Origin of the sequence: Candidatus Rhodoblastus alkanivorans, assembly GCF_022760755.1 — a bacterium.
Classification (GTDB): Bacteria; Pseudomonadota; Alphaproteobacteria; order Rhizobiales; family Beijerinckiaceae; genus Rhodoblastus; species Rhodoblastus alkanivorans.
On sequence record NZ_JAIVFP010000001.1, the window covers coordinates 1,559,820 to 1,572,732 of the forward strand.

11 protein-coding genes are annotated in these 12,913 nt (G+C 63.9%); 8 read left to right on the plus strand and 3 right to left on the minus strand.

Translation table 11 applies throughout. The features are described from left to right. The first annotated feature begins 307 nt into the window (after positions 1-307). Complete coding sequence (carB, locus tag K2U94_RS07210; protein WP_243066556.1) at positions 308-3,631, plus strand: carbamoyl-phosphate synthase large subunit; 3,324 nt, start codon at positions 308-310, stop codon at positions 3,629-3,631. 192 nt (positions 3,632-3,823) lie between these two features. Beyond that, a complete protein-coding gene (greA, locus tag K2U94_RS07215; protein ID WP_243066557.1) occupies positions 3,824-4,297 on the plus strand; it encodes a transcription elongation factor GreA in 474 nt (157 codons plus the stop codon). 63 nt (positions 4,298-4,360) lie between these two features. Here the strand turns inward: greA and K2U94_RS07220 are convergent, their stop codons facing one another. After that, a complete protein-coding gene (locus K2U94_RS07220; RefSeq protein WP_243066558.1) occupies positions 4,361-5,068 on the minus strand; it encodes an MgtC/SapB family protein in 708 nt (235 codons plus the stop codon). Between the two features lie 301 nt (positions 5,069-5,369). On the opposite strand from K2U94_RS07220, the gene K2U94_RS07225 reads away from it, so the two are divergent. From K2U94_RS07225 to K2U94_RS07240, 4 genes are all read left to right on the plus strand, one after another. Beyond that, complete coding sequence (locus K2U94_RS07225) at positions 5,370-5,879, plus strand: DUF992 domain-containing protein (RefSeq protein WP_243066559.1); 510 nt, start codon at positions 5,370-5,372, stop codon at positions 5,877-5,879. Between the two features lie 90 nt (positions 5,880-5,969). Further along, positions 5,970-6,224, plus strand: a complete 255-nt coding sequence (locus tag K2U94_RS07230) for a hypothetical protein (RefSeq protein WP_243066560.1) — start codon at positions 5,970-5,972, stop codon at positions 6,222-6,224. A gap of 96 nt (positions 6,225-6,320) precedes the next feature. Next, positions 6,321-6,974 (plus strand): cupin domain-containing protein, encoded by a 654-nt coding sequence (locus K2U94_RS07235; protein ID WP_243066561.1) that lies wholly within the window; start codon positions 6,321-6,323, stop codon positions 6,972-6,974. Positions 6,975-7,114: 140 nt separating this feature from the next. Next, positions 7,115-7,327 carry a hypothetical protein gene (locus K2U94_RS07240; RefSeq protein WP_243066562.1) on the plus strand — a complete coding sequence of 71 codons (213 nt, stop codon included), beginning with the start codon at positions 7,115-7,117 and terminating at the stop codon, positions 7,325-7,327. A 4-nt stretch (positions 7,328-7,331) separates the two neighbouring features. On the opposite strand, the gene lepA is transcribed toward K2U94_RS07240, so the two are convergent. Then, a complete protein-coding gene (lepA, locus tag K2U94_RS07245) occupies positions 7,332-9,137 on the minus strand; it encodes a translation elongation factor 4 (RefSeq protein ID WP_243066563.1) in 1,806 nt (601 codons plus the stop codon). Between the two features lie 167 nt (positions 9,138-9,304). Here lepA and K2U94_RS07250 point away from each other — a divergent pair, with 167 nt between their 5' ends. Continuing rightward, a complete protein-coding gene (locus tag K2U94_RS07250) occupies positions 9,305-10,735 on the plus strand; it encodes a hypothetical protein (RefSeq protein WP_243066564.1) in 1,431 nt (476 codons plus the stop codon). 259 nt (positions 10,736-10,994) lie between these two features. After that, the gene (locus K2U94_RS07255) at positions 10,995-11,207 is read left to right on the plus strand and encodes a cold-shock protein (RefSeq protein WP_243066565.1); all 213 of its coding nucleotides are present in this window, start codon (positions 10,995-10,997) and stop codon (positions 11,205-11,207) included. A gap of 49 nt (positions 11,208-11,256) precedes the next feature. On the opposite strand, the gene K2U94_RS07260 is transcribed toward K2U94_RS07255, so the two are convergent. Next, positions 11,257-12,567: a DEAD/DEAH box helicase gene (locus K2U94_RS07260; RefSeq protein WP_243066566.1), complete on the minus strand. Its 1,311-nt coding sequence runs from the start codon at positions 12,565-12,567 to the stop codon at positions 11,257-11,259. Positions 12,568-12,913: the final 346 nt, after the last annotated feature.

The window sequence follows — 12,913 nt, forward strand, 5'->3', positions numbered from 1 at the left end:
TCGAAATATGGCCTGAAGCCATTACCTTTCCTTGAAAATCCCCGGACGACGCGAAGGGCTCGCGCCGTCCGGGGGTTCACAGCGCTGCAAACTTACGCTAACAGGAGCGTCACATTCAGGCCGGGCGTCTCCCGACCGAAATCTCTCCCGTCGCGGGATGACAGCGGAGGACGCGCTCAGGCTTTCTTGGCCGAAAGTGCGGCCTTTTTTTGTGCGCGGCGCAAGGCCGCGCCGAAGCTCGGAAACAGCCTCCCGCGAGGGGCGCCTCGGGCGCGTCGCGGCCGAGGCAAAAGGTAAAGAGCGGAAAATGCCGAAACGGACAGACATCCAGACGATCATGATCATCGGCGCCGGCCCCATCGTCATCGGCCAGGCCTGCGAGTTCGATTATTCCGGCACACAAGCTTGCAAGGCGCTGCGCGCGGAAGGCTACCGGATCGTCCTGGTCAATTCCAATCCGGCGACGATCATGACCGATCCCGATCTCGCCGACCGCACCTATGTCGAGCCGATCACCCCGGAAATCGTCGCCAAGATCATCGAGAAGGAGCGTTACGCGGCGCCCGGCGGCTTCGCTCTTCTGCCGACCATGGGCGGACAGACGGCGCTGAACTGCGCTTTGTCGCTCAAGAAAATGGGCGTGCTCGCCAAATATGACATCGAGTTGATCGGGGCGACGGCGGAGGCGATCGACAAGGCCGAGGACCGCGAATTGTTCCGCGAGGCCATGATTCGGATCGGCCTCGACACCCCGCGCTCGCATCACATCAAGACGCTCAGTCAGGCGTTGGAGGCGCTGGAGGACATCGGCCTGCCGGCGATCATCCGCCCGTCGTTCACGCTCGGGGGCACTGGCGGCGGCATCGCCTACAACAAGGCGGAATTCATCGACATTGTCGAGCGCGGCATCGACGCCTCGCCGACCTCCGAAGTCCTGATCGAGGAAAGCGTACTCGGCTGGAAGGAATATGAGATGGAGGTCGTCCGCGACAAGGCGGACAATTGCATCATCATCTGCTCGATCGAAAACATCGATCCGATGGGCGTCCATACCGGCGATTCCATCACCGTCGCGCCGGCCCTGACGCTGACGGACAAGGAATATCAGATCATGCGCGACGCCTCGATCGCGGTGTTGCGCGAAATCGGCGTCGAGACGGGCGGCTCCAACGTCCAGTTCGCCATAAATCCAGCCAATGGCCGGATGATCGTGATCGAGATGAACCCGCGCGTGTCGCGCTCGTCGGCGCTCGCCTCGAAGGCGACCGGCTTCCCGATCGCCAAGGTCGCGGCCAAGCTCGCAGTCGGCTATACGCTCGACGAAATCGCCAATGACATCACCGGGGGGGCGACGCCGGCCTCGTTCGAGCCGACCATCGATTATGTGGTCACCAAGATTCCGCGCTTCGCCTTCGAGAAATTCCCCGGCGCCGAGCCGATCCTGACCACGGCGATGAAATCGGTCGGCGAGGCCATGGCCATCGGCCGCAATTTCGCCGAATCCTTGCAAAAGGCGCTGCGCTCGCTGGAAACCGGCCTTTCCGGCCTCGACGAGATCGAGATCGACGGGCTCGGCAAGGGCGACGACATGAATGTTTTGCGCGCAGCCTTGGGGACGCCGACGCCTGACCGCCTGCTGGTCGTCGGCCAGGCCCTGCGCATGGGCATGAGCGAAGCGGAAATTCACGAGGCCTGCAAGATCGACCCGTGGTTCATTGCGCGGATCGCCGAAATCGTGGCGCTCGAAAGCAAGGTCAGGCGCTTCGGCCTGCCGGAGGACGCCGACAATCTCCGCATGCTCAAAAGCGCCGGCTTCTCGGATTTGCGCCTCGCCTCGCTGACCGGCAGGAACGAGTCGGACGTCGCGGCGTTGCGCCGAAGCTTGAACGTGCGACCGGTATTCAAGCGCATCGACACCTGCGCGGCGGAATTCGCCTCGCCCACGGCCTATATGTATTCGGCCTATGAGCGGCCTTTCGCCGGCGTCCTGGCCGACGAGGCGCGCCCGAGCGACCGCACGAAAGTGGTGATCCTTGGCGGCGGGCCCAACCGCATCGGGCAGGGCATCGAGTTCGATTATTGCTGCTGCCACGCCTGTTTCGCGCTCGGCGACGCCGGCTATGAAACCATCATGATCAATTGCAATCCGGAGACGGTTTCGACCGATTACGACACCTCGGACCGGCTCTATTTCGAGCCCCTGACCCGCGAGGACGTGCTCGAAATTCTCGCCAAGGAGCAGGAGGCGGGGACGCTCAAGGGCGTCATCGTCCAGTTCGGCGGCCAGACGCCGTTGAAACTCGCCAAGGCGTTGCAGGAGGCGGGCATTCCCATTCTCGGCACTTCGGTCGATTCGATCGACCTCGCCGAGGACCGCGACCTGTTCAAGCGCCTGCTCGACAAGCTCGGCCTGAAGCAGCCGAAAAACGGCATCGCCTATTCGGTGGAGCAGGCGCGCATCGTCGCCCAGGAGCTTGGCCTGCCTCTGGTGGTGCGTCCGTCCTATGTGCTCGGCGGCCGCGCCATGGCGATCATCCGCGATTCGGGCGAGTTGGACGATTATCTGCTCGGAACGCTGCCGGGTCTGGTGCCGTCGGACGTCAAGGCGCGCTATCCCAACGACAAGACCGGCCAGATCAACACGGTTCTGGGCAAGAATCCGTTGCTGTTCGACCGCTATCTCATGGACGCCGTCGAGGTGGACGTCGACTGCCTGTGCGACGGCGAGGAGGTTTTCGTCGCCGGCGTCATGGAGCATATCGAGGAGGCGGGCATCCATTCCGGCGATTCGGCCTGTTCGCTGCCGCCGCGCTCGCTGACGCCCGAAATGATCGCGCGGCTCGAGGAGCAGACCGGCAAGCTCGCGCTGGCGCTTCATGTCGGCGGCCTGATGAATGTGCAATTCGCGCTCAAGGACGGCGAGATCTATGTGCTCGAAGTCAATCCGCGCGCTTCGCGCACCGTGCCTTTCGTCGCCAAGGTCATCGGCCGGCCGCTGGCCAAGATCGCCGCGCGGGTCATGGCGGGCGAAAAGCTTGCGGGATTCAGCCTGACGCCCTGGGAGGGCGGTCATGTCGGGGTCAAGGAAGCAGTATTCCCCTTCGCCCGCTTCCCCGGCGTCGATACGGTGCTCGGACCCGAAATGCGCTCGACCGGCGAGGTGATCGGCCTCGATCGCAGCTTCGACATCGCCTTCGCCAAAAGCCAGCTCGGCGCTGGAACCAAGGTGCCGACGTCGGGCGCCCTGTTCGTCTCGGTGCGCGATGTGGACAAGCTGCGGGTGCTCGAGGCGGTCAGGCTTCTGGCCGATCTCGGCTTCAAGGTGCTGGCGACCGGCGGCACCGCGCGCTTCCTCAACGAGCAGGGCATTTCGGCGCAAAAGATCAACAAGGTGTCGGAAGGCCGGCCCCATGTCGTGGACGCCATCAAGAACGGCGGGGTGCAACTGGTGTTCAACACCACGGAGGGCGCGCAGGCATTGGCCGATTCGCGCTCGCTGCGCCGCGCCGCTCTGCTGCACAGGGCGCCCTATTACACCACGCTCGCCGGGGCGCTTGCCGCGGCGCAGGGCGTGCGCGCCTTTCTCGCCGGCGATCTCGAAGTGCGGGCGCTTCAGGATTATTTCGCCTGAGGGAAGCTTTCCGGGGGGCGTTGACCTGCGCCCGCCTCTGTTCCATCATGAGGGTTCTTAAAACGAGCATGCGACGCGCCCCATCGGGCGCGTCTCGCGTTTTGTCCCGGCGCCGCGTGAATGCCGTCGGGGTTTGTCGAAAGCTTCGCCGCCCGCGGCGAAGCGAGCCTTAGAATTTGAAAGAGTCGCAGGATGGAAAAGCTGCCCATGACCGTCGCCGGATATGCGGCCCTCGAGGTGGAGCTGAAGCGCCGCCAGCAGGAGGAGCGGCCGCGCATCATTCAGGCCATCGCGGAAGCGCGGTCCCATGGCGATCTGTCGGAAAACGCCGAATATCACGCGGCCAAGGAGTCGCAGTCGCTCAACGAGGGCCGAATCGCCGAACTGGAGGACAAGCTCTCCCGCGCCGACGTGATCGACGTCAGCAAGCTCTCTGGCGGCACGGTGAAATTCGGCGCGACCGTGACCTTGATCGACGAGGACACCGAACTGGAGAAGCGCTACCAGATCGTCGGCGACATGGAGGCGGACGTCAAATCCGGCAAGATTTCGATTTCCTCGCCGATTTCGCGCGCCCTGATCGGCAAGAAGGTCGGCGATTCGGTCGAGGTCAACACGCCCGGCGGCGGCAAGAGCTATGAAATCATGAAAATCGATTTCGTCTGACGCACTTTCCCGCGCGGAGGGTGGAATCGAAGGCGCGACAGAAACGCCGCCGCGACGCGCCCTTTACAGAATATCGGTCACCCTGCGCCAGCGCGCGGCGCTGACGGCGGGCTCGAGGCTGAACGCGCCGACGATATGTTCGAGCGCCAGCTCCCGCGGTTTGCCAGAGGTCACCTGGGCCGAAATTTCGACGCGGTCGCTGCCCTCGATATTGACGCTGTCAAGCTGGCGCAGGTGAAGGTCGCCGGTCGAGAAATATTGCAGCATCCTGGCGCGGAATTCGGCCTCTTCATCCGAACGGCAAACGATCGCCACCAGATAGTAGGATTCGATCTCGGCGTTCTCGACGGGCTGGCGGTCGATCAGCGCCGTCAGCGGGCGCAGGACGAGGTTGACCGAAGCGATCAGGACCACCGTGAAGGCCGCCTGGGGCCAATAGCCGGCGCCTGCCAGCAGACCCACCGCCCCGGAGCACCACAAAGTCGCGGCCGTATTGAGCCCGCGCACATTGGCGCCCTCCTTCCAGATCACGCCGGCGCCGAGAAAGCCTATGCCGGAGACGACCTGGGCGGCGACGCGGGTGGGATTCTCATTGGCGAATTGCGCGGCGAAGACGACAAAAGTCGCGGCCCCGAGCGCCACCAGCGTATGGGTGCGCAGTCCGGCGTTGCGCTCGCGCCATTGCCGTTCGAAGCCGATGAGGGCGCCGCAGGCCAGCGCGGCGAGCAGGTGAAGCGCGTCGCCGATGAAATGTCCATTGACGGGAAGCATTCAGGCCCTTCCAGCACAGGCGTCGCATGTCCGGCCGCCGCGTGGCGTTTTCGCGGATCGCGCGATCAATCGCGATTTCGATTGCCATTTTATGACAACAGCGGCGGGCGGCTCGGGAACGGGCGGCGGGGCTCCCGCCCATCGACGCAATTGCGTCTCACTTTTTCCATTGCCAAGGCGCAGGCTAAGACGATAATGCCCGCGGCGTCACGGTCGGCTCCCGCCTCTTGACGGCGGAAATCCCGTGAATTCTCCGAGAGTTCGGGCGATTTTTGCGCCCAGTGCAAGGAAGGATTTCCCCATGAACATGCGTTCCGTCCTATTCGCCGTTTCCGTGGCGGCGCTTGCATTTTCCACTCATGTCGCTTCCGCCGACCAAGTGCAGGTCGGCACGCTGAATTGCGAGGTCGCCGGCGGTCCGGGATTGATCATCGCCTCGAATCGCGCTTTGGTTTGCCGTTTCACCTCGCAAGGCGGCCGTGTCGAGCATTATGCCGGCTCGATCACCAAGATCGGCGTCGATCTTGGCGCGACCACCAAGGGCCTGTTGGCGTGGGCGGTGTTCGCGCCGACCAGCGCCCCGCCCCAGGGCGCGCTTGCGGGAAGCTACGGCGGTGTGAGCGGCGAGGTGACGGTCGGCGTCGGCCTGGGCGCCAATGTTCTGATCGGCGGCAGCGCCGATACGATCGCGCTCCAACCGGTGTCGCTCACCGCCCAGGAGGGTTTGAACGTCGCCGGCGGCGTGACGGGCCTGACGCTGGATTTCGTTCCGCCGCCTCCCCATCACCATCGCCGTCATCATCATTACTGAGCGATGCGCGGCCGGCGGGAATGGCAGGCTTCGGGACAGGTTCGAGGCGCAGACTTGCGCAGTTGGTTGACCTCTCCGAGGATATCCCCGATGCGCATCCCCGTCTGCCTGCCCTGCTTCGCCTGTTTCGTCACCCTCATCGGTGTGGCGACGCCGTCGATCGCGCAAAATTATGCGCCGCCGGTCGCGAGTCCGCCGAGGTACTCGCCGCCGGCCAACAATCCGCCGGCGAATTTTCCGCCGCCGCCGCAATATAATCAGCCGGTCTATCAGACCCCGACCTATTACCCGCAGACTTATTATCCGAGCCAATATTACCCCCAGACCTATTATAACGGGAACTGACTGGCTGGCCGCGCGGTCCGGCGGGATCGACGCTATTGACATTGCCTTTCGCCGCCCTCACGTCCCGGGGACGTGTTCAGCCGGGGAGGGCGCGCGATGCGTCTCAATGATGATTTGACTTCGCGGGCGGCGGCGCACGCCGGCAGGTTGCCTTGGACGCCGAGCCCGGCGCCGGGCGTCGAGCGGTGCATGCTGTTTCGCATCGGCGACGAGATCGCGCGCGCCACCTCTATCGTGCGCTTCGCGCCAAACAGCCGCTTTCCGGCGCACGAACATGGCGGCGGCGAGGAAATCCTGGTGCTGGAAGGCGTCTTTCAGGACGAAACCGGCGATTATCCGGCGGGCTCCTATCTGCGCAATCCGACAGGCACAGCCCACGCTCCGGGCTCCGACGCCGGTTGCGTCATCTTCGTCAAACTCTGGCAATTCCGGGCGGATGACCATGCCGTCGTGGCCCTGCCGCCCGAAGCCGGAACGTCGCGAAGGCTGCTGTTCGAAAATGCCAGCGAGCGCGTCTGGCAGGAAAACTGGGCGCCGGGGGCGGAGATCCGCCTGCCGAATCCGGACGGACTGGAAATATTTGTCCTTTCAGGCTCTTTCACCGAGAACGGCGAGTGTTTCGAGCGCTGGTCCTGGCTGAGGCTTCCACCGGCGCAGGCGCTCGGCGGCTTCGTGGGGCCGCAGGGCGTGCGGCTTTGGCTCAAGGCCGGCGCCCTGCTTCAGCCCAATGTCTGCGCGCTGGAGGCCTGAGGCGCGAACTTCGAGAACGCGAACAGCGCGAGGTCAAAGCGGAAGCGGCGGATCATTTCAATTATTACAACCTAAGATTGTATTAATTAATATATTCAACTTATGATCGATGATCTGACCGAAGCCGGAGAAGCGCGACGATGGCGAAAGAATGGAAGGCGATGAGCCCCGACGAAAAGATCGAATGGCTTTACGCGGCGCTGCAATCGCTCGAAAAGGCGATCGGCGCGGCGCAGGACGACCTTTCCGGCCTCTCGCGGCGCGTGGTCGAACTGGATTTGCAGCAGAAGTCGACCTATGAGTTGACGAACGAAGTGGTCGCCACCGTGGAGCGAATCGACGCCGGCAGATAGGGCGTCAACTGTCCATCTTGAGGGCGGCGATAAAAGCTTCCTGCGGGATTTCGACCTTGCCGAACTGCCGCATGCGCTTCTTGCCCTCCTTCTGCTTTTCGAGCAGCTTGCGCTTGCGGGTGACGTCGCCGCCGTAGCATTTGGCGGTCACGTCCTTTCGCAGGGCGCGGATGGTCTCGCGGGCGATGATTTTCGCGCCGATGGCCGCCTGGATCGGAATCTGGAACATGTGCTGCGGGATCAGTTCGCGCAGCTTCTCGCACATGGCGCGGCCGCGCGATTCGGCGCGGGTGCGGTGGACGAGCATGGACAAAGCGTCGACCGGCTCGCCATTGACCAGAATCGACATTTTGACCAGATCGCCGGCGCGATAGTCGATGATCGTATAGTCGAACGAAGCATAGCCCTTGGAGATCGACTTCAGGCGGTCGTAAAAGTCGAACACCACTTCGTTGAGCGGCAGTTCATAGACCACCATGGCGCGCTTGCCGACATAATTCAAATCCACCTGAACCCCGCGCCGGTCCTGACATAGTTTCAGGACCGCGCCGAGATAGTCGTCCGGGGTCAAAATGGTGGCCTTGATCCAGGGCTCATGGATCTCGGCGATCTTGACCACGTCGGGCATATCGGCCGGATTGTGCAGCTCGATCGTCTCGCCCGAGGTCATCATGATTTTATAGATAACCGACGGCGCGGTCGCGATCAGGTCGAGGTTGAACTCACGCTCCAGCCGCTCCTGAATGATTTCGAGATGGAGCAGGCCCAGAAAGCCGCAGCGGAAGCCGAAGCCGAGCGCGGCGGACGATTCCATTTCGAACGAGAAGCTGGCGTCGTTGAGCCGCAGCTTGCCCATGGCGGCTCGCAGGTCCTCGAAATCGGCGGCGTCTACCGGAAAGAGGCCGCAAAAGACCACCGGCTGGGCCGGTTGGAAGCCGGGCAGGGCTTCCACGCAGGGTTTCTTGTCGTCGGTGATGGTGTCGCCGACGCGGGTGTCGGCGACCTGCTTGATCTGGGCGGTGATGAAGCCGACCTCGCCTGGGCCGAGCTTCTGGACATCCTGCATTTTCGGGCGGAACACGCCGATGCGGTCGACCTCGTAATGGGCGCCTGTGCCCATCATCTTGATTTTCTGGCCCTTGCGCAGCTCGCCGTCGAAAATGCGCACCAGCACCACGACGCCGAGATAGGAATCGTACCAGCTGTCCACCAGCAACGCCTTGAGCGGAGCCTTTTCGTCGCCTTGCGGCGGCGGCAGTTTCCGGACGATGGCCTCCAGCACGAGGTCGATGTTGAGGCCCGTCTTGGCCGAGATCGGCACGGCGTCCGAAGCGTCGAGGCCGATGACTTCCTCGATCTGGGCCTTGATCCGGTCGGGCTCGGCGGCGGGCAGGTCGATCTTGTTGAGCACCGGCACGATTTCGTGCCCGGCGTCGAGCGCATGATAGACATTGGCGAGCGTCTGGGCCTCGACGCCCTGGGAAGCATCCACCACCAGCAGCGAGCCTTCGCAGGCCGCGAGCGAACGCGAGACCTCATAGGCGAAATCGACGTGCCCGGGCGTGTCCATCAGGTTGAGAATATAGGTCTGGCCGTCCTGGGCTTTATATTCGAGGCGCACCGTCTGCGCCTTGATGGTGATGCCGCGCTCGCGCTCGATATCCATCGAATCCAGCACCTGCTCGACCATTTCGCGTTCGGCCAGGGCGCCGGTCTGCTGGATAAGGCGGTCGGCGAGGGTGGACTTGCCATGGTCGATATGGGCGACAATGGAGAAATTGCGGATATTGTCGATCTTATGCGCGGTCATCCGCCGCAGATAGCAGGGCGGCCGCGCGAAAGGAAGGGCGCGCAGGCAAAAAACGCGCCCGCGCCGATCGCCACGCCCGGCGCGGCGCCGATAGGGAATTTTTCACCGGCGCCGCGTTACCATCGGCGACGCATTTCACCTGCCGGATCGCCGCCCCGATGACTCGCATGAGCAAATATTGGCTGTTGTGGCTGGCGCTGGTCTTTGGCTGGTTCAATCTCTATGGCCCGTCGCTGAGCAGCTACCGGACGCCCGCGGACGGAGCGAACGTCACGGCCCAGCAGATCGCGAGCCGGCTGAACGCCCTTGAATTCCTCGGCGTTCTGGCGCGCAACGACTTCGATACCTCGCGCTATTTCGCCTATGCCAATGCGATGCTGGGCAGGCCCTATTCCAGCTTTTTCGTGCGCACGCCGGCGCAATGGCGGGCGGCGCATGGCGTCTCCGGGCAGGCCGACGCCGGCGCCTTCCCGAAGGTGACGCCGGAACGGCCGCTACGGCCCTGGCGCGATTTCGTCGTGGAATATCCCCCCGGAATGGTTGTGTTCGCCCTCGCGCCGGCCCTCTTCACCCAGGATTTCAGCACCTACCACCTGCTGTTCGGGCTGGAGATGGAGCTTCTGCTGACGCTTTCGGTCTTCCTCGCCGTCCGCGCGGTCGAAAAGCTGTCACCGGGGCAGGGCGAACGCACGCTGTTGTTCGCCTTGGCGACGACGGCGGCGCTCGGCGCCCTTGTCGCCCGGCGCTATGACGCCTGCGTCTCCCTGTCGGTCGGCCTGACGATCTTTGCCCTGGCCGCGCGCTGGTCCGCCGGCGCCGGGGCGGCTCTGGCTTTTGGCGTGGTCTGCAAGGGCGCGCCGATCCTGTTCGCGCCGCTCGGCGCCCTTTATTACGCGACGACGCGGCGCTGGGGCGCGCTTGTCGAGAGCTTCGGCGGCGCGGCGGCGGTTTGCCTTGTCGCCGCGGTCGCCTATCTGTTTTTCGCCGGCGAACATTGGCGCGATTCCTTCGCCTATCATGCGGCGCGGCCCCTGCAGGTCGAAAGCACCCTTGGCGCCCTGCTGATTTTCCTGCGCGCTTTCGATCCGGGGATCGTCGCCGGCTCGGTCTTTTCCTTCGGCTCCGACAATATCGTTGCGGCTTACGAGCCTTTGCTGCGGCCGTTCGCGGAAATAGCGCCCGTTGTGGCCATATTCGGCGTCTTCGCCTGGAGCTGGCGGGCGCTGAGCGCCTGCGAGACCGAATTCGAGCGCGTCGTCGTACTCGCCAAAGGCGTCTGCGCCATCATCGTCGCCTTTTCGGCGCTGGGAAAAGTGTTCTCGCCGCAATATCTGGTTTGGCTCACGCCGGTCGCCGCGCTGGCGTCGCTGCGCGCCTCGCGCGCCGCGAATCTCGCGCTTTTCGCCGGTCTCGTCCTGACGCAGCTGGAATATCCCTATCTTTACGTGTTCTGCGCCGCCAGCCTGCCGCCGATCTTTGGCCTGGTCGCGCTCCTGCGCAACCTCGCGCTGCTGGTCTGGGCGGGCCGCCTGCTGTTCGAGGCGCCACAAAAGCAGAAGACGGGCGAGGCCGCCGCGTTGAGGGCGCAGGCGGCATGACAGACGCAAACGGCAAGCGCGCGGCGCCCGCCGCCCACTTCCTCCCTCCCGGGCGGCGGCGAGCCTAATCTTCTTCACCGTCTGTCATTGGCTTGCGCATTTCGCGCGCGTGGCATACGTCTCAATGGTCGAGTCCAGCTGAATGAACCTGCTATCTCGTCCTTTGACGCGCCGGCTCGTCGCTTTCCTCCCCACTGGCCTCGACCGGCTTTTGCGCGTTTCGCGGAGCCGCAAGACTCATGCATGGAAAGGACAGATCATGCCGACTGGCGCAGTAAAATGGTTCAACTGGCAAAAGGGCTTTGGCTTCATTCAGCCGGATGCGGGCGGCCCCGATGTTTTTGTCCATATCAGCGCGGTAGAGCGCGCCGGCATCCGCGCTCTGCCCGATGGCCAGAAAGTCAGCTACGAGACCGCTGTGGACAAGCGCAGCGGCAAGACTTCAGTGGAAACGCTGACGATCATCAGCTGAACGCGCAGCGACTGGGCCGCTCGGATTTCGACGGCCCAGTCTCCCCCGATCAGCGGCGTTTGGCTTGAGCTTCGCCCTGGCGCGGGCGGCCTTCGCCTGAAGGGCGCGGCGCCCGCCGCCTTTCGCCGTCACGACGCGGCGCCGACCTTTTCACGGCGGGGACGCCATTTGGCCGCCCGAATCGGGCGTCCGGCTTTTTCTCCGCCGGCAGAGTCTCGCCGGCCGCATTGGGAGCGAGGCGCAGATCGGTGGTCGGAATCGTCTGTTTGGTCAGTTTCTCGATGCCGCGCAAAAGATCGCGCTCTTCGTGGTCGCAAAAGGAAATGGCCTCGCCTTCAGCCCCGGCGCGCGCCGTGCGGCCGATGCGATGCACATAGGCTTCCGGAACTTCCGGCAGTTCGAAATTCACCACATGGCTGACGCCGTCAACGTCGATGCCGCGCGCGGCGATATCGGTGGCGACCAGCACGGCGACGCGGCCCGAGCGGAACCCGTCGAGAGCGCGCGAGCGTTGGTTCTGGCTTTTGTTGCCGTGGATCGCCTCCGCCGCGTGACCGGCCTCGACCAGAGCCGAGGCCACCCGGTCGGCGCCGCGTTTGGTGCGGGTGAAGACGATGCTGCGGCGGAAGTCGGGATTTTGCAGCAAGTCGACCAGAGCCTCGCGCTTGCGCTTGGCCTCGATCAGGATCACGCGCTGGGCCACGCGATCGGCCGTCTTGGCCACCGGCGTAACGGAAACCGTGACCGGTTGATGCAGCATTTCCGCCGCCAGCGTGGCGATTTCCGGCGGCATGGTGGCGGAGAAGAACAGCGTTTGACGCCGCTTCGGCAATTTGGCGAAAATCTTGCGGATCGGAACGACAAAGCCGAGATCGAGCATATGGTCGGCCTCGTCCAGAACGACCGCGGAGGTTCCATCGAGCCGCAGATTGCCCTGCGCCATGTGATCGAGCAGACGGCCAGGGGTGGCGACCAGCACATCCAGCCCACGTGAAAGCGCCTGAACTTGCGGGCCAAAGCCAACGCCGCCGAAGATCGTGGCGACGCGCAGCCCGGCGAAACGGCCATAGGTCTTGAAACTGTCGCCGATCTGGGCCGCCAGTTCGCGGGTGGGCGCCAGCACCAGCACGCGCGTCTGTCTGCTGCGCGGATTTTCAGGGAATTGCAGAAGTCGGGTGATGAGCGGCGTGGCGAAGGCGCAGGTCTTGCCGGTGCCGGTTTGGGCGATGCCGAGCAGGTCGCGGCCTTCGAGCAAGGGCGGAATGGCTTGCGCCTGAATGGGCGTCGGCGTTTCGTAACCTTCGGATTTGAGAGCGCGCAGAATGGTCTCGGCCAGGCCGAGATCGGAAAAGGTTGTCAATTGACGTCTTTCATGTGGCCGCGCGCCCGCAGTTTTGGCGGCGGACGCTGAGGCGTGGCGAAGAAGGCCCCGCACAGAATGGGCCGACTGTCAGGAAACGGTCTGGAGGCCGGGCGACGCGTCAATTCAAAAAAATTCGCGTCCCATGCGCCGGCGCGCCGTTAAACGTCAGCTAATAAGCGCATCGGCAATGCATGGCAAGCGCTTCCGGTTGGACCGGATTGGAAAACTTGCGGGTTTCGCGCCAGTCGACAAGATTCTCTCCGCTCGCCAGTACATCCTGGTCCATCCGGGGCGATGAAGCCGTAGCCCTTGCTGGCGTTGTACCATTTGACGGTTCCAGAAT

What these genes read in the sequence shown, in the direction of transcription:
- carB (WP_243066556.1), top strand. Translation starts at nt 308, where the DNA reads ATGCCGAAACGGACAGACATCCAGACGATCATGATCATCGGCGCCGGC.
- greA (WP_243066557.1), top strand. Translation starts at nt 3,824, where the DNA reads ATGGAAAAGCTGCCCATGACCGTCGCCGGATATGCGGCCCTCGAGGTG.
- K2U94_RS07220 (WP_243066558.1), bottom strand. Translation starts at nt 5,068, where the DNA reads ATGCTTCCCGTCAATGGACATTTCATCGGCGACGCGCTTCACCTGCTC.
- K2U94_RS07225 (WP_243066559.1), top strand. Translation starts at nt 5,370, where the DNA reads ATGAACATGCGTTCCGTCCTATTCGCCGTTTCCGTGGCGGCGCTTGCA.
- K2U94_RS07230 (WP_243066560.1), top strand. Translation starts at nt 5,970, where the DNA reads ATGCGCATCCCCGTCTGCCTGCCCTGCTTCGCCTGTTTCGTCACCCTC.
- K2U94_RS07235 (WP_243066561.1), top strand. Translation starts at nt 6,321, where the DNA reads ATGCGTCTCAATGATGATTTGACTTCGCGGGCGGCGGCGCACGCCGGC.
- K2U94_RS07240 (WP_243066562.1), top strand. Translation starts at nt 7,115, where the DNA reads ATGGCGAAAGAATGGAAGGCGATGAGCCCCGACGAAAAGATCGAATGG.
- lepA (WP_243066563.1), bottom strand. Translation starts at nt 9,137, where the DNA reads ATGACCGCGCATAAGATCGACAATATCCGCAATTTCTCCATTGTCGCC.
- K2U94_RS07250 (WP_243066564.1), top strand. Translation starts at nt 9,305, where the DNA reads ATGAGCAAATATTGGCTGTTGTGGCTGGCGCTGGTCTTTGGCTGGTTC.
- K2U94_RS07255 (WP_243066565.1), top strand. Translation starts at nt 10,995, where the DNA reads ATGCCGACTGGCGCAGTAAAATGGTTCAACTGGCAAAAGGGCTTTGGC.